The organism is Sphaerisporangium aureirubrum (genome assembly GCF_042658925.1).
GTDB lineage: Bacteria > Actinomycetota > Actinomycetes > Streptosporangiales > Streptosporangiaceae > Sphaerisporangium > Sphaerisporangium aureirubrum.
The window spans coordinates 42,232-63,968 of record NZ_JBHSRF010000002.1; the positions used below are offsets into that span (position 1 = coordinate 42,232).

16 protein-coding genes are annotated in these 21,737 nt (G+C 72.5%); 11 read left to right on the forward strand and 5 right to left on the reverse strand.

Annotated features, from left to right (window positions below; translation table 11 throughout):
* Positions 1-209: 209 nt before the first annotated feature.
* Complete coding sequence (locus ACFP1K_RS01675) at positions 210-659, forward strand: lamin tail domain-containing protein (RefSeq protein ID WP_380746320.1); 450 nt, start codon at positions 210-212, stop codon at positions 657-659.
* Here the strand turns inward: ACFP1K_RS01675 and ACFP1K_RS01680 are convergent.
* Positions 656-1,615, reverse strand: a complete 960-nt coding sequence (locus tag ACFP1K_RS01680) for an SUMF1/EgtB/PvdO family nonheme iron enzyme (RefSeq protein WP_380746322.1) — start codon at positions 1,613-1,615, stop codon at positions 656-658. The two genes, ACFP1K_RS01675 and ACFP1K_RS01680, sit on opposite strands and share 4 nt — an antisense overlap.
* A gap of 23 nt (positions 1,616-1,638) precedes the next feature.
* On the reverse strand, positions 1,639-2,418 hold the full coding sequence (locus tag ACFP1K_RS01685) for an aminotransferase class IV family protein (RefSeq protein WP_380746324.1): 780 nt from the start codon (positions 2,416-2,418) through the stop codon (positions 1,639-1,641).
* A gap of 205 nt (positions 2,419-2,623) precedes the next feature.
* On the opposite strand from ACFP1K_RS01685, the gene ACFP1K_RS01690 reads away from it, so the two are divergent.
* Complete coding sequence (locus ACFP1K_RS01690; RefSeq protein ID WP_380746326.1) at positions 2,624-3,010, forward strand: hypothetical protein; 387 nt, start codon at positions 2,624-2,626, stop codon at positions 3,008-3,010.
* 3 nt (positions 3,011-3,013) lie between these two features.
* Here the strand turns inward: ACFP1K_RS01690 and ACFP1K_RS01695 are convergent, their stop codons facing one another.
* On the reverse strand, positions 3,014-3,505 hold the full coding sequence (locus tag ACFP1K_RS01695) for an RbsD/FucU family protein (RefSeq protein ID WP_380746328.1): 492 nt from the start codon (positions 3,503-3,505) through the stop codon (positions 3,014-3,016).
* 66 nt (positions 3,506-3,571) lie between these two features.
* Positions 3,572-4,075: a flavoprotein gene (locus tag ACFP1K_RS01700; protein ID WP_380746330.1), complete on the reverse strand. Its 504-nt coding sequence runs from the start codon at positions 4,073-4,075 to the stop codon at positions 3,572-3,574.
* A 92-nt stretch (positions 4,076-4,167) separates the two neighbouring features.
* Here ACFP1K_RS01700 and ACFP1K_RS01705 point away from each other — a divergent pair, with 92 nt between their 5' ends.
* Both ACFP1K_RS01705 and ACFP1K_RS01710 read left to right on the forward strand, forming a co-directional pair.
* On the forward strand, positions 4,168-4,563 hold the full coding sequence (locus ACFP1K_RS01705; protein ID WP_380746332.1) for a VOC family protein: 396 nt from the start codon (positions 4,168-4,170) through the stop codon (positions 4,561-4,563).
* Positions 4,564-4,649: 86 nt separating this feature from the next.
* Positions 4,650-4,982 (forward strand): putative quinol monooxygenase, encoded by a 333-nt coding sequence (locus ACFP1K_RS01710; RefSeq protein ID WP_380746718.1) that lies wholly within the window; start codon positions 4,650-4,652, stop codon positions 4,980-4,982.
* A gap of 41 nt (positions 4,983-5,023) precedes the next feature.
* Here ACFP1K_RS01710 and ACFP1K_RS01715 read toward each other — a convergent pair whose 3' ends face one another.
* On the reverse strand, positions 5,024-5,566 hold the full coding sequence (locus ACFP1K_RS01715; RefSeq protein ID WP_380746334.1) for a MarR family winged helix-turn-helix transcriptional regulator: 543 nt from the start codon (positions 5,564-5,566) through the stop codon (positions 5,024-5,026).
* Between the two features lie 39 nt (positions 5,567-5,605).
* Here ACFP1K_RS01715 and ACFP1K_RS01720 point away from each other — a divergent pair, with 39 nt between their 5' ends.
* The 7 genes from ACFP1K_RS01720 to ACFP1K_RS01750 all read left to right on the forward strand — a co-directional run bounded on the left by ACFP1K_RS01720 (position 5,606) and on the right by ACFP1K_RS01750 (position 21,723).
* Entirely contained in the window at positions 5,606-6,568 is a 963-nt protein-coding gene (locus tag ACFP1K_RS01720; RefSeq protein WP_380746336.1) for a DMT family transporter, read from the forward strand.
* Positions 6,546-6,956, forward strand: coding sequence for a TOBE domain-containing protein (locus ACFP1K_RS01725; RefSeq protein ID WP_380746338.1), 411 nt, complete (start codon positions 6,546-6,548; stop codon positions 6,954-6,956). Before ACFP1K_RS01720 ends, ACFP1K_RS01725 begins: the two co-directional genes overlap by 23 nt.
* Positions 6,957-6,966: 10 nt before the next feature.
* Positions 6,967-7,776, forward strand: a complete 810-nt coding sequence (gene modA / locus ACFP1K_RS01730) for a molybdate ABC transporter substrate-binding protein (RefSeq protein WP_380746340.1) — start codon at positions 6,967-6,969, stop codon at positions 7,774-7,776.
* Positions 7,777-7,877: 101 nt separating this feature from the next.
* Positions 7,878-8,639, forward strand: coding sequence for an ABC transporter permease (locus ACFP1K_RS01735; RefSeq protein WP_380746720.1), 762 nt, complete (start codon positions 7,878-7,880; stop codon positions 8,637-8,639).
* Positions 8,636-9,667, forward strand: a complete 1,032-nt coding sequence (locus tag ACFP1K_RS01740; RefSeq protein WP_380746722.1) for an ABC transporter ATP-binding protein — start codon at positions 8,636-8,638, stop codon at positions 9,665-9,667. Before ACFP1K_RS01735 ends, ACFP1K_RS01740 begins: the two co-directional genes overlap by 4 nt.
* 217 nt (positions 9,668-9,884) lie before the next feature.
* On the forward strand, positions 9,885-12,503 hold the full coding sequence (locus tag ACFP1K_RS01745) for a hypothetical protein (protein ID WP_380746342.1): 2,619 nt from the start codon (positions 9,885-9,887) through the stop codon (positions 12,501-12,503).
* 58 nt (positions 12,504-12,561) lie between these two features.
* Positions 12,562-21,723 (forward strand): RHS repeat-associated core domain-containing protein, encoded by a 9,162-nt coding sequence (locus tag ACFP1K_RS01750; RefSeq protein ID WP_380746344.1) that lies wholly within the window; start codon positions 12,562-12,564, stop codon positions 21,721-21,723.
* Positions 21,724-21,737: the final 14 nt, after the last annotated feature.

The following is a 21,737-nucleotide window of genomic DNA, read 5'->3' on the forward strand; positions in this document are numbered from 1 at the left end:
GGATCTCTTCGGCATCCGACGGCAGGCCGTCGCGCACATGGAAACTCATCCGCCCCTCACGGCCGACGGTCCTCCTCTCGTCGCGAATGAACCATTGTGTCCCCCCACAGATGGCCGTCTTCCTGGAGTTCCAGATCGACGGTGGCGACAACCGGCCGGCCGTGCGCCCCGTCCCTTATGGCGTCCCATTGCCGCATAAGGAGTCATCCGTGCGTGTTCGCTCTCTTGGTGCCGTCGTCGTCCTGGCCGGCAGCCTGGTCGCCGTCGCTCCGTCCGCGCAGGCCGCCGCTGCGCCCGCCGTACAGATCACCCGGGTCTGGTACGACTCTCCCGGTGTCGACCGGCGCGGGAACGCGAGTCTCAACGCGGAGTACGTGCGGATCAAGAACACCACGCGTAAGGCGATCAACCTGGAGGAGTGGGTTCTGCACGACAAGACCGGCTACAAGTACCTCTTCGGCGTGCTGGCCATCAAGCCGGGGAAGACCATCACCGTCCGCACCGGCCAGGGCGACAGCGGCACCTCCACTCTCTTCTGGGGCCGCCGGGCGTACGTCTGGAACAACGACGCCGACACCGCCTACCTGCGCCGGGCGGACGGCAGGCCGGTCGACTCGTGCGCGTACCGGGCCACGCGGTCCGGCTACGTCGACTGCTAGCCGGTCATCTTCAGCAGGGCGCGCAGGGTCTCGGCCGGTGTGACGCAGCGGAAGCCGGTGTCGTCGTCGAGCATGGCGACGGAGGCGTCGTTGAAGGTGGACGGGGTGGCGCGGATGAACGGACTGGTGAAGGCGCTGCCCTTGAGCTCGTGACGGGAGGGCTGGGACAGGGTGCCCAGCCACTCCCAGGTGTTCCCGCACATGTCGTAGACGCCGTAGGGGCTCACGCCGCTGTGGTAGCGGTCGACCGGGGTCGTGGTCCCGGGGCCGCTCTCGCGGACGTTGCACTTGGCGGGGGTCAGCTGGTTGCCCCAGGGGTAGACGTCGCCGCGCACGCCCCGCGCGGCCTTCTCCCACTGCCGGTCTGTGGGTAACGCCTTGGCGGCCCACTCGGCGTAGGCCGCCGCGTCGTGCCAGGTGACGAAGACGACCGGGTGGTCGGACAGCTGGCCGGGCGGGCCGGAGTCCTGGTTCCAGTGGCCCGGCCGTCGGTGCCCGGTGGCGGCGACGAATCTGGCGTAGTCGGCGTTGGTCGTCGGGAAGATGTCGATGTAGAAGCCGGGGAGATAGACCGGGTCGTCGTGGGGGCCGCACAGGAAGACCCCGGCGTCAACGAGCGTCATCAGCTTGCCGTCGATCGGATGCCGCACCTGGTGATGCCCGCCGGCCAGGGGCTGCGGGCCGCCGGGCGCCGCGTGGGCGTCCCCGTCCGGCGCCGCCGGGGCGACCAGCCCGGCGAACCTCACGTGCTCGTCGGAACTCGACGTGGCCAGGGATGAGTCCAGCGCCGCCTGGTTCACCGGGCGGGGATGGATGCCGGACCCGGCGGCCTCCCACTTCGACACCATGCGTTCGCTCACGCCGAGGTGCGCGGCGAACGCCCTGATGCTCATCCGCTTCGCCTCGCGAAGCGCGCGGACTTCCCGCCCGGACCAGATCTGGATGGTGGGAGACATTGCGTTCGAATTCCTCGATCAGGCTAGAGTCGCTCGGCGGGAATCTCCTCGTATTCCTTCTGCAGGGTGCAGAAGATCGGGTGATCGTCGGGAAGCTCCAGGTCATTGATGGCCGTGATGGGCCGCACGCCTATGGTGGTATTGGTGGCGAAAGCGGCCTGCATATATGGAACATCCTTCATGTTGACCGGTATCGTGACTGTCTGCTCGTGAACCTGTTTGAGCAGCCTCATGGTCACGCCCGCCAATACCGGCGCGCTCGGCCATACGACCCGCTCCCCGTCGAAGAACCCGACATTCCACGTCGTCCCCTCGGAGACGAAGCAGGCGTCGTCCACGAACAGCGCGTCGTCGAAACCGCTGAGCTGCGCGTTCCTGCGGTCCAGCACCGCGCCGAACAGGCCGACGTGCTTGACCTCGGGCAGGTCACGACTGTAACTCGCCGTCCGCACCCGCATCGGGGTGGCGGGCAGGCGCCCGGCCGGCCTGATCGTCACCAGCACGCTCGGGGTGCGGGACGCGCTCGGCTGGCCCAGTTCCATCGAGGGGTCGAACAGGGTCACCCGCACGACGAAGGACCCTTGCTCGCCTTTGACGGCATTTCGGATGAAATGCCGGACCATGTCCCTGTCCAGCTCTACGTCAAACAATATCCGGCAGTCATGGACGAGCCTGTCTAAATGATGAGATAGTCCGCGTACGGCTTGGTCGTCGACCCTAATCGAGGTGAAGTGACCGTAGTTGAGCAGCCCTAGCGCCTGCAAAGCCTCAGGGGCGACCGGCGAGCCGTTGAGTTCCGCCATACCTGTAAGTCTCGCACATGGCCGGAGCGTGGGACGCACCGCGGTTCAGTGATAATTCAGCGCTGGGACAGGGTCAGGACATGTAAAGGTCCCACCGGGTTGGAAATCCTTGGTACATGCGCGGACTCCAGCACATTTCCCCCGAAAGGGTTTACCCCGCGAAACCCTCGCGATCGCTCGCCCGCGGGGGCCGGGAGGCCATGCCATGATCTCGTTCGAGGACATCGGCGACCGCCGTGCCCGAGCCCATCTGGAAGCCCTGACCGTCCTCCAGCGCACCCTGACCGGCGCCAGGCTCCGCTGCCTCATCGTGGAACGCGTCCGGCTGGTCCTGCCGCGGAAGTTCGGCCCCCGCGTACACCTGCCTCCCTATATGGAGGTTCACGGCAAGGTCGGCCTGCTCGCCACAGTATCCGTATTCGTCAGGAAGAGCGGGAAACTCGGCTTCACCGTCACCCGCCCGAGCGCCGTCCCCGCTCTCCCGGCCCAGGTCAAGGACGCGGAAGCCGTCGCGGCGCACATCCTGGCGAGTGTCGTGCCACCCGGGGACGAGCGGCTCCCGGTGCCGTCCGACGGCCAGCCGGGCGCCTGATCCCTACGGCGTCCACTCGCCGACGGTCGAACCTCCCGCGGACGCCGGCTCGTCCGGGGTGACGAGCACGCCCTTCGTGAGGATGAAGCAGCCCCAGCCGCGCGTCTCGGCGGTGACGACGACGCAGAAGGCGTCCTTCGCGCGCTCGTAGAACTCGCCCCGCGCGACCGGGGTGAAGGTCCTGCCGGTGGCCCGGCTCAGCTCGTCCGCGGCCTCGCGCTGCACCTGCGGCAGGGTGTCGGGTTCGCCGTCGACCATCATCCGCTCGGCCGGGTGCTCGATGTAGGCGTCGAGCTCCAGCACGGACAGGATCGCCCGGACCACCCGGGGGCTGCCGCCGCCCTCGGCGCGGAGCAGCTTGCCGTGCGTGGTCCGCCGCGCGATCTTCTCGGCCGGGAAGTGGGCGTCGGCCACGACGACCTCGTCCCCGTGGCCCATCGAGCTCAACGCGTACAGCATTTCGGGCGTCAGAACGGGGTCGACACCTTTGAGCATGACGGTTTCCTTCGCTTCATGGATCTTCGTGACCGCCGGGAGAATACCGCCGGGCCCCGCTCAGGCCTAGGGCGCGCCGAGGGTGGCCAGGGCGAGACGCCAGGGGTGGCCGCCGGGTCCGGAGCCCGGGGCGTGGGGTTCGAGCAGGACGTGGACACCCTCGGCACGCAGCACGTCGACGCTGCGGCGGAAGGGGATCCGGCCGGCGAGGGCGCTGTTCACGAAGGGCAGCACGACGACGGGTATGCCGAGCCCCGGGGCCTCGGCGAGCAGCCCGAGTGCGTAGGTGTCGGCGATGCCCTGGGCGAACTTGTTGATGGTGTTGAAGGTGGCGGGGGCCACGATGATGGCGTCCGGCCTGGGCGGTTTCGGCTCCGTCGGCCTGCGGTAACGGCTGCGGACGGGCCGCCCCGTCAGCTCCTCCAGGGCGGGGACGTCGATGAAGCCGAGCGCGGACGGCGTGGCGACGATCTGGACGACCCACCCCGCCTCCTGGGCCGGCGCGACGAGCTCGCCGACCTCCGCCGCGGCCCCGGCCGCGCAGACGATGACGTACAGAACCTTGCTCACGCGCTGGTCTCCGATAGATTTGCCGTGTTCGCAACCTGTTCGAATGCGCGGGCCATAATATGCGGCACCGATCCCCGGACGGGAGTCCACCCATGTCCCAAAAGATCACCACATTCCTGATGTTCGAAGGCGCCGCCGAGGAGGCGCTGACGTTCTACACCTCCCTGTTCGACGACGCCGAGATCGTCAGCCTCGTCCGCCACGGCCCCGACGACCCCGGCGCGGAGGGAACCGTCCAGCACGCCGTCTTCACCCTGGCGGGTCAGCGCTACATGGCCATCGACAGCGACGTCTCGCACGCCTTCACCTTTACCCCGTCGATCTCCCTGTTCGTCGAATGCGACACCGAGGAAGAGATCGACCGCCTGTACGCGGCCCTCTCCGAGGGCGGCCGCCCGCTGATGCCCCTGGGCTCCTACGGCTTCAGCAAGCGCTTCGGCTGGACCAACGACCGCTTCGGCGTCTCCTGGCAGCTGAACCTCGCCTGACCGCCGTTCCGGCAGGCGGACGTCACCGGGCGCGAACCGGCCATGGCATCGTATGAAGCCTCTGATCGTTCCCGCCCTTGAAAGAGATGCCAGTGATCTTCATTACCGCGAAGTTCCGCGTCCTCCCGCAGTCCGCCGACCAGTGGCCCGAGATCACCGCCGAGTTCACCCGGGCGACCCGCGCCGAACCCGGCTGCCTGTGGTTCGACTGGTCCCGCAGCATCGACGACCCGGCCGAGTACGTCCTGGTGGAGGCCTTCCGCGACGGCGACGCGGGCGCGGCCCACGTCCAGTCGGACCACTTCAGGAAGGCCCAGCAGACCATCCCGCCCCACCTCGCCGAGACGCCCCGCATCGTGAACGCGACGCTCCCGCAGGACGACTGGTCCCTCCTCGGCGAGATGGCCGTACCCGAATAAAGCCGGCCCCCGCGGTGGCCTGGCGCCGGTCCCTCAGGTGATCACCGCTCGCCGGACGGCCGCGCCGCCCGGTCCTCCCCCTGGTGCGGCGCCTCGAAGCAGGCGAGCCAGGTGGCGAGAAGCGATTCCAGCCGCGCGGCCTCGTCCGGTGTCAGGAGGTCGAGGAGCCGTCGTTCGTTGCGCATGTGCTCGGTGAACGCCTCGTCGATCAGCTCCCTCCCGGCGTCGGTGAGCGCGACGACACGCGCCCGCCCGTCGCTCGCACCGGGCCGGCGCGTGACCAGCCCCGCACGCTCCAGCCGGTCGACGCGCTTGGTCATGGCTCCCGTGGTGACCATGGTGTGCGCGGCGAGCTCCCCCGGCGCCCGCTCGAACGGCTCCCCGGCCCTGCGCAGCGTGGCGAGCACATCGAACTCGCCCTCCCCCAGGCCGTAGCGCCGATACACCACACAGAGCTGCTCGGTCAGGTGATCGGCGACGCGGTGAAGCCGGCCGATCACCCCTTGCGGCGCGACATCCACGTCGGGCCGCTCACGGGCCCACGCCTGCTGAATCCGGGCCACCCGGTCGAGATGCTCACTCACCCCGCCATTATAGCTTCCACGGAAGGTATTATATCTTCCATGGAAGCTAGTTTCCGCTGGGCCGCCGTCACCGCGGTCGCCCCCGTGGCCTGGGGCACCACCTACTTCATCACCCATCGGTACCTGCCCCCCGACCATCCCCTGTACGGCGCCGCGATCCGCGCCCTGCCCGCGGGCCTCCTGCTCCTCCTGGTCAGCAGAAAGCGCCCCCACGGCTCCTGGTGGTGGAAATCCCTGGTCCTCGGCACCCTCAACATGGGCGCGTTCTTCGCCCTGGTCTACCTGGCGGCCCAGACACTCCCCACGAGCATCGCGTCCACGATCATGGCCACCTCCCCGATCGTCATGATGCTCCTGGCCTGGGCGGCCCTGTCCACCCGCCCGCAGACCGCCCACATGGCCGGAGCCGTCATCGGCATCGCCGGCGTCTGCCTCCTGCTCCTGGACGGCACGAGCGCCGTGAACCCCACCGGCGTGCTCGCCTCCGTCGCCGCCATGGCCATGTCCTCCCTCGGCTACGTACTGGCCAAGAAATGGGGCACGGACATCGACCTCTTCTCCCTGACCTCCTGGCAACTGATCGCCGGCGGAGCCACCCTGATCCCCCTGGCGGTGGCACTGGAGGGCCCACCCCCCGCCCTGTCCCTCCCCGCCCTGCTCGGCTTCACCTACATCACGATCATCGCGACCGCCCTGGCCTTCGCCGCCTGGTTCACCGGCCTCAAACACCTCCCCACCGGCACCGTGGGCTTGATCGGCCTGCTCAACCCGATAACCGGTGTCCTCCTCGGCACCACCCTCGCCCACGAGCCCTTGGCCCCCCAGCAGATCGCAGGCCTGACACTGGTCTTCCTGGGAATCCTCCTCGGACAGCCACGCGCAAGCTTGTGGATGCAAGGGCATATGCGGCTGATACTCCGCTCTTGCCGGGATAGTCGGGTATTCAGGCTGGAATATGCGAAAGATAGGGTGATGGCTTGTGACGACGTTCCGGATCAGTGAGGCCGCCGCGTTGCTCGGGGTCAGCTCCGACACCGTCCGCCGTTGGGTGGACGCCGGGCGGCTGGCCGCCGAACGGGACGAGCACGGGCACCGGCAGGTCGACGGTGCCGAGCTGGCCGCCTTCGCCCGGGCTCAGGTCGAGACGGTCGACGGCGGCCGTTCCTCGGCGCGCAATCGCTTCCGCGGGATCGTGACCGAGGTGATCCGGGACGCGGTGATGGCGCAGGTCGAGATCGCCGCCGGGCCGTTCCGGGTGGTTTCGCTGATGAGCCGTCAGGCCGCCGACGAACTCGGCCTGGCGGCGGGGGTGGTGGCGGTCGCCGTGATCAAGTCCACCAACGTCGTCGTGGAGATCCCCGGCCACGAACGCGTGGCCAGTAGCCAGTGAGGAGCCTCCCTTGGTGTTCAGCCGTTTGTCCCGGTGGGCCGTCGCCCTGCCCGTCGCGCTCGTCCTCGGGCTGTCGGGGTGCGGCTCCGGCGACCCGGTCGCCTCCGCCTCCCCTCCGGAGTCCGCCCCGGCGTCCGCGAGCGCCGTGGCCAAGGAACTGACGGTCTTCGCCGCCGCGTCGCTGACCGGCACGTTCACCGAGCTCGGCAAGACCTTCGAGGCCGCGCACCCGGGCACCACGGTGAGGTTCAACTTCGGCTCCAGCGCCACGCTCGCCCAGCAGATCACCCAGGGCGCGCCGGCCGACGTGTTCGCCGCCGCCAGCCCGGCCACGATGAAGACGGTGACCGACGCCTCGCTGGCGGGCGCCCCGGCCACGTTCGTGCGCAACAAGCTGCAGATCGCCGTGCCCGCCGACAATCCCGCCAAGGTGGAGGACCTTTCCGACCTGGCCGACCCCAAGGTCAAGGTGGCGCTGTGCGCCGAGCAGGTGCCGTGCGGGGCCGCCGCGATCAAGGCGCTGGACGCCGCCGGGCTGAAGGTCACCGCGGTCACGCTGGAGCAAGACGTCAAGGCGACCCTCACCAAGGTCGAGCTCGGGGAGGTGGACGCGGCCCTGGTCTACAGGACCGACGTGATCGCCTCGGCGGGCAAGGTCAAGGGCATCGAGTTCCCCGAGGCCGACAAGGCGATCAACGACTACCCGATCGCCACCCTGTCCCAGGCCCCGGCCGGTGACCTGGCCAAGCAGTTCGTGGACCTGGTGCTGTCGCAGCAGGGCAAGGACGTGCTGACCCAGGCCGGCTTCGAGGCGCCCTGACCCGTATGGCCACTTCCGAGCGCGCCGGACCGGTGGACCCGCACAGCGGGTTCACCGGCCGTCCGGCGTCGTCCGGGCAGGTCTCCGGCCGCCTGCCCTGGATGCTGGTGCTGCCCGCGCTGCTCGGGCTGGCGTTCCTTGTGCTGCCCCTGGCCGGGCTGCTGGTCCGCGCCCCGTGGGCGACGCTGCTGGAGCGGCTGACCGAGCAGCACGTGCTGGAGGCGCTGCGGCTGTCACTGATGTGCGCGACCGTCGCCACCGCGGTGTGCCTGGTGCTCGGGGTGCCGCTCGCCTGGCTGCTCGCGCGGGTGGACTTCCCGGGGCGGCGGGTGGTGCGGGCCCTGGTGACCGTCCCGCTGGTGCTCCCCCCGGTGGTCGGCGGTGTGGCGCTGCTGCTGGTGCTCGGACGGCGCGGGCTGGCCGGCCAGTGGCTGGACACGACCTTCGGGATCACCCTGCCCTTCACCACGGCCGGTGTGATCGTCGCCGAGGCGTTCGTGGCGATGCCGTTCCTGGTCATCAGCGTCGAGGGCGCGCTGCGCGGCGCCGACCAGCGCTTCGAGGAGGCCGCCGCGACGCTCGGCGCCTCGCGCCTGACCGTCTTCCGCCGCGTCACCCTGCCGCTGATCATGCCGGGTGTGGTGGCCGGCGCGGTGCTGTGCTGGGCGCGGGCGCTGGGCGAGTTCGGCGCCACCATCACGTTCGCGGGCAACTTCCCGGGCACCACGCGGACGATGCCGCTGGCGGTCTACCTGGCGCTGGAGACCGAACCGGAGGCCGCCATCGTGCTCAGCCTGGTCCTGCTGGCCGTCTCGGTGGTCATCCTGGCCAGCCTGCGGGATCGGTGGGTGAGCGCGCCATGACGCTGCGGGCCCGCCTGCTGGTCACCCGGCCCGGCTTCGAGCTGGACCTCACCCTGGAGGTGGCCCCCGGCGAGGTGGTCGCGCTGCTCGGCCCGAACGGCGCGGGCAAGACCACCGCGCTGCGGGCCCTGGCCGGGCTGACGGCCATGACCGGCGGGCAGATCACCCTGGACGGCCTGCCGATGCACACCCTGGCCGCCGAGCGGCGCCCGATCGGCATGGTGTTCCAGGACTACCTGCTCTTCCCGCACCTGTCCGCGCTGGACAACATCGCCTTCGGGCCGCGCTGCCAGGGCGTCTCCAAGGCCGAGGCCCGCCGCGCCGCCGCCGCCCTGCTGGAGCGCGTCGGCCTGGCCGGTCACGCCGCCGCCAAGCCCCGGCGGTTGTCCGGCGGCCAGGCGCAACGGGTCGCGCTGGCCAGGGCGCTGGCCGTCCGGCCGCGCCTGCTGCTGATGGACGAGCCGCTGGCCGCCCTCGACGCGCACACCCGGCTGGAGATCCGCTCCCAGCTGCGCCGCCACCTCGGTGACTTCGACGGCGCCACCGTCCTGGTCACCCACGACCCGCTGGACGCGATGGTGCTGGCCGACCGGCTGATCGTCATCGAGAACGGCACCGTCGTGCAGGAGGGCACCCCGGGCGAGGTGGCCCGCCGCCCGCGCACCGACTACGTCGCCCGCCTGGTCGGCCTCAACCTGTACCGCGGCCAGGCCGACGGCGCCCAGGTCAAGGTCGGCAAGCTCCTGTTCAACACGTCGGAACACCTGACGGGCCCGGTGTTCGTGGCCTTCCCACCTGCGGCCGTCGCGCTCTACCGCTCCCGCCCCGACGGCAGCCCGCGCAACGTCTGGCAGGCAGGCATCGAGGGCATCGAGCGCCACGGCGACAACGTCCGCGTCCACCTCGACGGCCCGCTCACCGCCTTCGCCGACATCACCCCCGCCGCGGTCGCCGACCTCGACCTGACCCCCGGCCAGCACGTGTGGGCGTCGGTCAAGGCCACCGAGACCCACGCGTACCCGGCGTGAACCCCCGGTGAGCTCACACCGGTGCCGAGGCACACCCGGCCGTCTCCGTCGCGTGGTCGTGTACCGCGCTGGTTGACACGGCGGCCGGCGGCTACCCGGATCGGTGGAGCGGGTTTCCACCGTAGGGCTGACGCCTTGACCGACGCGATCTCGCTACCTTCGCCGGAATCAGGTGCCGATTCGGGTTCCTGTCCCGTTCGAGGCGGAGGTCGGATTCATGACCCGTTGTCGCGCTGCCGGTTGGTTGTGCGTCCTCACGATGGTCGCGTCGGGGACGGTCACGGGGCTGGTGCCCGCCGCCGCGCGCGCGGCGACGCCCTGTGCCGCCGCCGATCTGTACGCACGGCGGGTGGTCACCCCCGCGGGTCCCGTCTCCGGGGCCAGGTTCGGTGCGGCCTCCGTGAGCGGCGACTTCAACAAGGACGGGTTCGCCGACGTCGCCGTGGGTGCGCCCGGGGACACCACGGGAGGGGCGGCGGGCGGCAGCGTGACCGTGTTCAGGGGGTCGGCGAACGGGCTGGTCATGCCGGGCGCCCGGCTGACCCAGGCCGGCGCCGGGGCGGGCGTCGAGGCCGGGGACCGGTTCGGCGCCGCGCTGGCGGCGGGTGACTTCAACAAGGACGGGTACGCCGACCTCGCTGTCGGCTCGCCGGGTGAGGTGGTCGGGTCGGCGGCCGGCGCCGGTTCGATCGCCGTCTTCACCGGTGGCTCGGGCGGGCTCTCCGGCGGCAAGTGGTACACGCAGTCGACCGGCGGCGGCGGGGACGAGGCGGGCGACGCCTTCGGCACGGCGCTGGCGGCCGGTGACATGAACGGCGACGGCTACGCCGACCTGGCGATCGGGGTGCCGGGCGAGATGCCGCCCGGGGAGACGACGCGGGGCGGCGCGGTCTACGTCTACAAGGGGTCCTCCGGCGGCGTCGTCACCGGCTGGAACACCAAGCAGGAGGACGCGGGCGGCGCCACCGAGGCCGGCGACCGCTTCGGCGCGGCGCTCGCGCTCGGCAACGTCACCGGCAGTTCGCATGCCGACCTCGTGGTGGGCGCGCCGGCGGAGGCTCCGGGGTCGGACCCGGCGGGCAGCGGCGTCGTCTACGTCATCCCCGGCGCCGCCTCGGGCAAGGCCGCCGGCTTCGGGGTGACCCAGGAGGGCAACGGCGGCGGCAACGAGGCCGACGACAACTTCGGCGCGGCGCTCGCCCTCGGCGACTTCGACCACGACGGGTACGCCGACATCGCCGCCGGCACGCCAGGCGAGGCGCCGGGCTCGGAGCCGAGGAGCGGGTCGGTCGGCATCTTCCCCGGCGCGTCGGCGAAGCTGGGCACCGCCTTCTGGGTCCAGGAGAGCGGGGCCGCCGAGCAGCTCGCCGCGGGTGACAAGTTCGGCAGCACCCTGGCGACCGGCGACGCGGACCACGACGGCCACGCCGACCTGGTGATCGGGGCCCCCGGCAAGGCGTACGGCGCGGCGGGTGCCGGCGTCGCCTACCTGTTCCGCGGCGGGCCGCGGCCCCCGGGCTCCACGGTCAGCATCGCCACCGGCCGCCGCATCACCCAGATCGACGCGGGCGACGTCAACGAGGCCGGTGACAACTTCGGCTCGGCCGCCGCGCTCGGCGACCTCAACGGCGACGGCAGGGCCGAGGCCGTCATCGGCGCCGCCGGGGAGTCACCGAACGGCCAGCCCGCCTCCGGCACCGCCGTGGCGCTGTCGCGCCTGGTCCCGGCGGCCTCGGCGGCCGTACCGGTCGAGTCGTACTCCCCCACGGCCGCCCTGCAGGCCTCCCCGGTGCCGGGGGCGCAGGCAGGCACGCTGGAGTACGCCTACACCGACAACATCGGCAGGCTGCTGCACGGCCATCAGACCGACCCCGACAGCTTCGGCTCGGTCCAGTGGACGGTGATCTCCGGCACGCAGGCCTACACCGGGCCGCCCGCGCTCGGCGAGCAGGCCGACGGGCGGCTGCAGATCGCCGGTCACAACGCCACCGGCCCGGTCTGGACGGTCACGCAGGCCACGAAGAACCCGCCCGCCTGGGGGGCGTGGCTGCCGGTGGAGATCCCGATGACCTCGCACGCGGCGATCGGGCGGCTGGAGGACGGCAGGCCGGTCGCGTTCGCGGTGGACACCGGCGGGGTGCTGTGGGCGCTGCCCCAGACGTCGGCGGCCGGGCCGTACACCTCGTGGATCAGCCTCGGCGTCGCCGGGTTCGCCGGCGCCACCCCCGCGGTGGTCACGGTGGGCGGCGGCATCAGGGTGTTCGTCACCGACGCCGCCGGGACCCTGCGGACCATGCTGTACGCGAACGGCGCCGTCACCGGCTGCACGAGCCTGAGCGAGCCCGGGTTCTCCGGGACGCCGTCGGCGGTGGTGTACCCGGGCAGCAGGATCCGGCTGTTCGCCCGCGGCGGCGACGGGACGGTCCTCACCAAGCGGCAGGACGCCGCGGGCGACTTCCCCGACGCCTGGGAGCGGGTGCCCGGCCTGGCCGCCGCGGGTGCGCCCTCGGCACTGATCAGCCCGGTCAGCGGCAAGACCGAGATACTCGCGCGCGGCGCGGACGGCGCCATCTACAGCACCGGCGAGACCGTGCAGGGTTCGGGCGCCTGGCGCGACTGGGTGCGGGTGACCTTCGATCCGGACGTGAGCGCCACCGACCCCACCGCCTTCGCCTTCACCAACGCCGGCGGGCCGACGTGGGCGTTCCTGTTCCGCGACGCCGACAACCGGACCCGCGTCTACCAGGTCGCGGCGTCGTCGGCCGCCCGGTCCGCGGGAGACGGCCGGGACGCGGTGACGTTCGTCCGCGGCACGCTCCCCAGGCCGCCCAGGTAGCAGCAGGTCAGACGGGCCGGGCGGGGATCGCCCGGCCTCCCCGGAGGCTGGAGAGGTCATGGTCACGCTGCAGGAATCAATGCTTTCCGGGCGTCCGGTGCCCGGCCGCTCGATCGCCGCGTTTCCGCGGCCGGTCCTGTTCCTACTCGCCGCGCTGCTGCTGGTGACCGGCGTGGACGGGATCGTCACGGGCACCGCGCCGCCGGCGGCGATCGCGACCCCCGTGCAGGCCTGGGGGTCGGCCGCGGGCCTGCCCCATCTACAGGGGACCACACGCAACACGCGGGAACCGGTCACCCTGCGGGCGCGCTACCCGCTGACCGCGCCGGGCGGGACGGCCCGGGTGCCGTCGAACACCGCGACGGTGGTCCCGGCGCCGCCCGCGCGGAACGCGACGCCGGGATTCGGCGCCGCGGCCGGCCGGGAGCCGCCCGGGGAGCGGGACGCGTACTCGCGGACGTCCGCCAACGCCGACGGCACGCTGACCAGTGAGTTCTCCGCGAGCCCCATCAACTACAGGCGCGTCGACGGGAGCTGGGTGCCCATCGACACGCGCCTCGCGCCCGTGCGCGGGCGGGACGGCGGCGGATGGCGCAACACCGCCGACGCGGTGGACGTCCGCCTGGCGCCGCGGGCCGGGGCGGCGGGCATGGTGCGCCTGGCACTGGACGCGGGCCACGAGGTGGCCTATGGCGTACGGGACGGCGAGGCCGCGCCGGGCGAGGCGGGCGCGCGCGGCGTCACCTACCCGCGGGTGTGGCGGGACGCGGACGTGCGCGTCGACGTGGTGCCGGGCGGGGTCAAGGAGACCGTCGTGCTCCACTCGCCGTCCGCACCGGCCTCCTTCGACTTCCCGCTGGCGCTGAAAGGTCTGACCGCGGCGACGGTGGACGGCCAGGTGGTGTTCACCGACGAGGCGGGCCGCAGGCGGGCGGCGGTGCCGGCCGGTTCGATGGCCGACTCGGCGGCCAGGCCCGCGACCTCCGCCAAGGTGTCCTACAGCCTGCGCGCCGAAGGCGGCCGGCCGGTGCTGCGGGTGAGCGCGGACCCGGCCTGGCTGGCCGCGCCGGGCCGGGTGTTCCCCGTGATGGTGGACCCGAGCGTGGAGATATCCGCGGCGGGCACCAGCCTGTCGGCGGGGGACGGCGGCTCCACCGGCGGCGGGCAGGAGCTGACTGTCGGCCGCAGGTCGGCCGCCTACCTGGCCTTCCCGCAGCTCGACGACCGGCTCAGGAACCACCAGGTGTTCGCCGCCTACCTGTGGATGGTCAACTACGACTCCGCGACCTGCCGGGCCCGCCCGGTGACCGTGCACCCGGTCACCGAGGAGTGGGCCGGGCGCGGCGGGCTGTCGTATCCGGGGCCCGGCGTCGGCCCGGCGCTGGCGCGCTCGTCCTTCTCCCACGGGTACATCGCCTTCGGCGCGACCAGATCGAACTGCCCCACCAAGGCCGTCACCTTCAATCTCGGCAAGGGCGGCAGGGATCTGGTCCAGCGCTGGGCGGACGGCCGCCGGCCCAACTACGGCCTGTCGGTCCGGGACGCCTCCGCCGACGGCCAGGGGTACAAGAAGTTCACCGGCCACGACACCGCCAACCCGCCGCGCCTGATCGTGACGCACAGCCCGTACAACGCCTCCTACGCCATCACCAGGCCGGTGCCCGAGCCGCCGGTCACGCAGGCGCAGAGCGGCAAGATCAAGATCACGGTGACCAACACGGGCGCGCAGACCTGGACGCCCGGCGACTACTACCTCGCCTACCGGGTCTACACCGGCAAGGGCAAGCTCGTCACCCAGCAGCGTTCGGCGAACCTCACGCAGAACGTGGCCCGCGGCGCCAAGGTCGCGCTGGAGGCGACGATCAAGGCGTTGCGGCCCGGCACCTACTCCATCGACTTCACCATGGCGCGCAGGGGCGGGCCGGTGTTCGTCGACGAGAACGTGCCACCCGCACGGCTCATCCTGAAAGTGATCGACATCCCGCCCGTGCTGCAGGAGCTGTATCCGCCCAACGGCCATCAGGCCCCGGCGCTGACCCCGCAGCTGTGGGCCACCGCCGTCGACCTGGACCCCCCGGCGGGGTCGGCGCTGTCGTACAAGTTCGAGGTCTGCGAGAGCACACCGGCCGGCGGCACCACCGGCTGCTTCGACTCCGGGTACGTGGCCACGCGCGCCTGGGCCGTGCCCGCGGGCAGGCTGTCGTGGGGCAGGACCTACGTGTGGCGGGTCTTCGTCAAGGACACCGGCAGCGAGGTGCCCTCCCCCCGCCTGACCCTGCTGACGTCGGTCCCGCAGCCGGAGATCACCTCACGCCTGGCCGGCGCGGACACCGGCCCCGAGTTCGACCCGCAGAGCGGCAACGTCGGCACCCACGTCCTGGACGCCGCGGTGTTTACGGCCGGCCCCGCCCTGAACGTGGACCGCACGTACAACAGCCTGGACCCGCGGCGCGACGGCGCCTTCGGCGCCGGATGGTCGACGGTCTACGACATGCGCCTGACCCAGGACCAGGACGGCTCGGGCAACGTGGTGATCGGCTACCCCGACGGGCGGCAGGTGCGCTACGGGAAGAACCCCGACGGCACGTTCGCGCCGCCACCCGGCAGGTACGCCACGTTCAGGTTCGACTCCGCCGGCGGGAAGCTGACCGACAAGTCCGGCACCACCTACGAGTTCGCCGGCAGCCGCCTGGCCAAGATCACCGATGCGAACGGGCACGCCGTCGTGCTCACCTACAACGCGGCGGACGGCAGACTCGCCACGGCCACCAGCCGGCCCGGCGAGCGGTCGCTGACCTTCACCTGGTCCGGCGCCCACGTCACCGGCGTCGGCACCGGCCCCATCGCGGGCAGGGTGCCGACGTGGACCTACGCCTACGACGGCGACCTGCTGACCAAGGCGTGCGCGCCGGCCGGGCAGTGCACCACCTACGAGTACACCCCGGGTTCCCACTACCGCAGCGCCGTGCTGGACAGCGGGCCGGAGTCCTACTACCGGCTCGGCGAGGACGAGAGCGGCAGCGCCGCCAGCCAGATCGCGGTCAACCTGGGGAAGGACGCCGCCACCTACCGCGACGTCACCCTGCCGGCCGCGGGCGCCGTCACCGGCACCGGCGACACGGCGGCGGGGTTCAACGGGACCTCCTCCTCCCTCACGCTGCCGCCGGGAGCGATCAAGAGGAGCCACGAGCCGGCGGTCGAGCTGTGGTTCAAGAATCTGCCGACCGGCTCCGGCGGCCCCCTGCTCGGCTACCAGGACAAGCCGCTCGACGCCGCCTCCGGGACCGGAGTGCCCATCCTGTACGTCGGCACCGACGGCAGGCTGCGCGGCCAGTTCGCCGGTGGCGGCGCGATCTCCCCGATCACCAGCGCCGCCGCGGTCAACGACGGCAGATGGCACCACGCGGTCCTGTCGGCGTCGGGCTCCACCCAGACCCTCTACCTGGACGGCAAGGTCGCCGGCACGCTGACCGGCCGCATCCCCGACCACCTGGCCCTGACGTATGGCCAGGCCGGGGCCGCGTACGCCACCACACCGGCCTCCTGGCCCGGCTGGGGCACGACCCCCCGGCGCCACTACGCCGGGACCATCGACGAGGTCGCCCTCTACCTGCACCCGCTCGGGCCCGAGTCGGTCGCCGCGCACTACCGGGAGGCGCTGCGCGCCGCCGACCAGCTGGCGAAGGTGACGCTGCCCAGCGGCAAGGTCGCCGCCGAGGCCGCCTACGACGTGGCGCGGGACCGCGTCGCCGAGTACACCGACGGCAACGGCGGCACCTGGAGGATCGGCCCGCCGGCCGTGTACGGCGGCGACGACGACATCCGCCGGGCCGTCGAGGTGCGGGACCCGGCCGACCAGCCCTACCTGTATGAGTACGACGCCCTGGCCGGGCGCGTCGTCCGCCAGGGCATCCCCCTCGGCCTCGGCGCCCGCGACGACGACGTCCTGGTGACCCCGGCCCCGGCGCCGTCGCCCACCTTCACGTGCACCGCCCCCGACCCCGGCGACCCGGGCTTCTGCACCACGCTGCCCGGGGAACCGGGCGAGGCCCCGGACTTCATCCGGCACAACCTCGACGGGATGGCCATCCGCACCTTCGACTACGACGACCAGGGATACCCCTCGGCGATCACCGACGAGAACGGGGACACGGTCCGCTTCACCTACGACAAACGCGGCAACCCGACCACGCGGACCACGTGCCGGGCGGCGGACGACTGCCACACCTCCTACTACACCTATCCCGCGGTCACCGTTCCCACCGACCCGCGCGGCGACCGCCCCGTCGAGGTCCGCGACGGCCGCTCCTCCGGCCCGGCCGACAACCGTTACCGCACCTCGTTCGCCTACGGCACCGCGGGCAACCTGCTGACGCGGACCTTCCCCGACGGCGGCGGCCAGATCAGGTACACCTACACCAACGGCACCGAGGGCGCGGCCGGCGGCGGCACCGTGCCGAGCGGCCTGCCGCTGACCGAGACCGACCCGCGCGGCGCCGTCACCCGCTACGCCTACACCTCCACCGGTGACCTGGCCCAGGTCACCGCGCCGTCCGGGCTGGTGACGAAGTACACCACCGACGCGCTCGGCCGCCTCACCTCCAGGACCGAGATCTCCGACAGCGTCCCGGCGGGTGTGACGACCTCCTACGGCTACGACGACCGGTCCGACCTCACCAGCGTCACCTACCCGGCGGCGGTCAACGCCGTCACCGGGGCCACGACCCGGCGGCGGGTGGACAACACCTACGACGCGGACGGCAACCTGGTGCGCTGGCAGTCCGCCGACGTCGCCTCCGGCGGGGAGCCGCGGACGATCTCCTACGACTACGACGACCACAACCACGTCGAGCGCGCCACCGACTCCCTCGGCGGCGAGACCGCCTACCGCTACGACCTGCTCGGCAACGCCACCGTCGTGGTGGACCCGGCCGGCACCCGGTACGAGTACGCCTACACCGCGCGCAACCAGCTGGCCGAGGCACGGCTGCTCGACGCGGACGGCGACCTCGGCGCCTCCGGTGGCGGCACCCTGGTCCTGGGCTCCTACGCCTACGACCACGCCGGGCGGCCGGTGAGCCGGACGGACGCGATGGGCCGCCGCGTCGAGACGGCCTACTACGGCGACGGCCTCGTCAAGAGCACCACGCTGAAGGGCTTCCACGACCCCGGCGGGTCCGTGCGCGACCTCGTGTTGTCGTCGATCCAGTACGACGGCGACGGCAACCCCGTCAAGGAGACCACCGGCGACGGCGCGAGAGTCACCGAGTACACGGTGGACGCGATGGGCCGGGTCGCCTCGGCCACCGCGGACCCCGCCGGGCTGAGGCGCCGCACCGCCTACCAGTACGACCTCGGCGGCAACGTGACCCAGGTGTCCTCCTCGGGCTCGCCGTCCAACGTCCCCTGGCCCATGCCCGCCGCGCCCGAGACCACCGGCTACGGCTACGACGCCGCCGGTCGGATGGTCAGCGAGAGCGTCACCGACGGCGTCACCACGCTGACCACCTCCTACGCCTACGACCAGCGTGACCTGATGACCGCCGCGACCGACCCCCGCGGCAACGTCGCCGGGGCGGACAAGGCCGCCTACACCACCACCTTCGACCACGACCCGCTGGGCAGGCAGACCTCCGTCACCGGCCCGCCCGTGCGGGCCGAGAGCGACGGCGGGCCGCCGGCCACGGTCCGGCCGCGGACGCTGACCGGCTACAACGCGTTCGGCGAGGCCACCGAGCTCAAGGACGCGCTGGGCAACGTCGACCGCGTCGAGTACGACCCGCTCGGTCAGCCCGTCAGGCTCCTGTCGCCCTCCTACACGCCGCCCGGCTCCGCCACGCCGATCGTCCCCGTGACCGGCGTCCGCTACGACCCCACCGGCGACATCGAGGAGATCACCGATCCTCTCGGCAACGCGACGCGCTACGACCACGACCGGCTGGGCCGGTTGCGGGCGCAGGACTCGCCCGGCGGCGACGGCGAGCGGGCGGTGTGGCGGTACACCTACACCACCACCGGCGAGGTGCTCTCGGCGATCGGGCCGACGGGGGCGCGCACCGAGAGCACCTACGACGACCTGGCCCGTCCCGTCACGACCACCGAGGTCGAGCGCCACCCCGTGGCCGCCGCCCGCACCACGCGCTACACGTACGACGACGCGGGCGACCTGCTGTCGGTGACCACACCTGGCGGCGCGACCACGACGCACGCCTACGACGGCACCGGCGAGCCCGTCAGGACGACGGACCCGGCGGGCGTGGTCACCCGGTTCGGCTACGACCAGCGGGGACGGCTGGTCCGGGAGAGCGACGGGCTCGGCCGCACCGTCCGGCACGGGTACCACCCGCTCGGCCACCTGGCCGCCGAGACCGACCTCGACGCCGCCGGGACCGAGCTGCGCGGGCGCGCCTATGCCTACGACCCCGCCGGGAACCTCACCGGGGTGACCGACGCGCTCGGCCGCACCACCACCTTCGCCTACGACGCCGGGGGGCGGATCGTCGAGCAGGCCGAGCCGGTGAGCGACGGCACGTCGATCACCACGAGCTTCGGTTACGACGCCGCCGGCAACCGCACCCGCGTCACGAACGGCCGCGGCAACGCGACGATCTACACGACGAACAGCCTCCGGCTGCCCGAGTCGATCATCGAACCGGCCACCGCCGCGCATCCCGCCGCGGCCGACCGCACCTGGACCACCGCCTACGACGCCGCCGGGAACCCCGTCAGGGAGTCGGCGCCCGGCGGCGTCGTCCGGCAGCGGGTCTTCGACGCCGCGCACCGCCTGGTCAAGGAGACCGGCTCCGGCGCCGCCACCTCCGAGCGCACCCTCGGCTACGACCTCGCCGGCCGCCTGACCAGGGCCGCGTCCGGGACTGCCGCCGACGTCTACGGCTACGACGACCGCGGGCTGCTGCTGTCCGCGCAGGGCCCCTCCGGCACGGCGAGCCTGGCCTACGACGCCGACGGGCGGCTCACGAGCAGGACCGACGCGGCCGGCACCTCCACCTTCACCTACCTCGACGGGCGGCTGCGGACGGCCCGCGACGGCATCACCGGCACGACCAGGACCTATGCCTACGACGCCGCGGGCCGTCCGCAGAGCGTCGGCTACGGGACGCAGGCGACGCGCCGCTTCGGCTACGACGAGCTGGGCAGAGCCGCCTCCGACACGCTGACCGACGGCGCCGGCAGGACCGTCACCTCCGCGGCGTACACCTACGACAAGGAGGACCACACCACCGGCGAGGTGACGACCGGCTTCGCGGGGGCCGGGAGCGACGCCTACGGCTACGACCAGGCCGGCCGCCTGACCTCCTGGACCCACGAGGGCACCACCACCCGTTACACCTGGGACGCCGCGGGCAACCGCACCGGGGCGGACGGGGCCACCGCCACGTTCGACGAGCGCGACCGGCGGCTCACCGACGGCGGGACGACCTACGCCTACACGCCGAGAGGCACCCTGGCCGCCACGTCGGGGCCGCAGGGGCGGCGGGCCTACGAGTTCGACGCCTTCGACCGCATGACCGTCGCCGGTGCGACCGCCTACACCTACGACGGGCTCGACCGCCCGGCGACCCGCGACGGCGCGCGGATGACCTACTCCGGTCAGGGCGACGCACCCGTGGGCGACGGGACCTTCCGCTACGCCCGCGGCCCGGCGGAGGAGGCGCTCGCCTACGGCCAGGGCTCCGCCGGACGGGTGGCCCTCGCCGACAAGCACGGCGACCAGGTCGGCGGCTTCGCCCCCGGCACGTCCCTGACCGGCCTGGACGACTCGGCCGCCTACGACCCCTTCGGCCGCCTCACCGCCAGCCGCGGCGCAAGGTCCGGCCTCGGCTTCCAGGGAGAATGGACCGACCCCGGCACCGGCCACGTCATCATGGGGGCCCGCTGGTACGACCCGCAGACCGGCGCGTTCGACAGCCGTGACGGCCTGACCCTCGACCCGGTGCCCGCCTCCACCGGCGCCAACCGCTACACCTACGCAGGCGGCGGGCCCCTCGACGGCGCCGACCCCTCGGGCCACGCGGCGTGCAGCATCCACAGCCTGGGGGGCTCCGACTGCCTGTCCCGTTTGCTGGCGGCGCTGCGCTCCTGCCCCAGCAACAAGCAATTCGCCGACCTCTACACCTGGTACTACTACTCCGGCGGTATGGGTGTCCTCGGGCTGCCCCCGATCGGGGACTGGTTCGACGGCGGAAGCGGCGGAAGCGGCGGCTCAGGCGGCGGGAGCGGCGGAGCAGGTGGGACAGGCGTAGGAGGCGGCTCCGGCCCGACCCAGGCGGAGCGGGAGGCGGCCGCGCGCGCTCGTGCCATCGCCGCGGCCCGTGCCAGGACGGCGGCGGCCAAACGGCGGGCCGAGCAGGACGCCACCAGGAACGCGCGCACCATCGACGACGGTCTGCGCAGGCCCCGGTACGCCGATCCCCGGCAGCACATATCCGACGGCATCCGCCACCCGGCCACCGTCACCTCGGGCACGCGCGACGTCGTCGACGACACCACCCGGACGTTGTGGCAGATGCGCGACGGGGCGGTGCGCGACGCCGGCCAGGTCGTCCACCCGTCCACCCCCGCCGCCGTCGCGCCGCCCGAGGCGATGCCGGTGACCGTGCCAGGCGTCGCGGAGCCGTCCGTCTCCGCGCCGGTCAAGGTGCGGACGTCCGAGCCCCAGCCCGTCTCCGACGCCCAGGGCGGCGGCGCGCGGCCACCGGGGTCGCTGCGGGTGGCGGGGGACATGTGCGACGACGACGAGATCCTCACCTCCGTCGGCTGCGAGGACCCGCTCGACACCCTCCAGCGTGTGGTGAACGACATCCGCGACCGCTTCGTCAGAAACCCCGATGAGATACGCCGGTACCTGAAGCCGGGCGAGATCAGGGCCGCGCGCGAACCCGGGCAGAGCTGGCTCGGGCGGCCGAACGTCGGCAAGGCGGTGGAGCGGGCCGCCGCCAGGCATCCGGACGTGGCCCAGCACTTCCACGTGATTGGCGGCGGGAAGATGCCGGACTTCGTGGCCCTCCGGACGATGCGCATGTACGAGGTGACGACCAACTCGACGTCGGCGTTCTTCAACCACGTGGGCCGCTCCTACGTCGATCCGCGCGCGTACGTGCAGTACCAGCAGGTGCCCTACGGCACCGGCCTGTTGCCACGGCTGCCGCAGCCGGGCATGGTGGAGCCGAAGATCCCCTTCCTGAAGGGCGGCCCATGAGCCCCGCCCGGTCC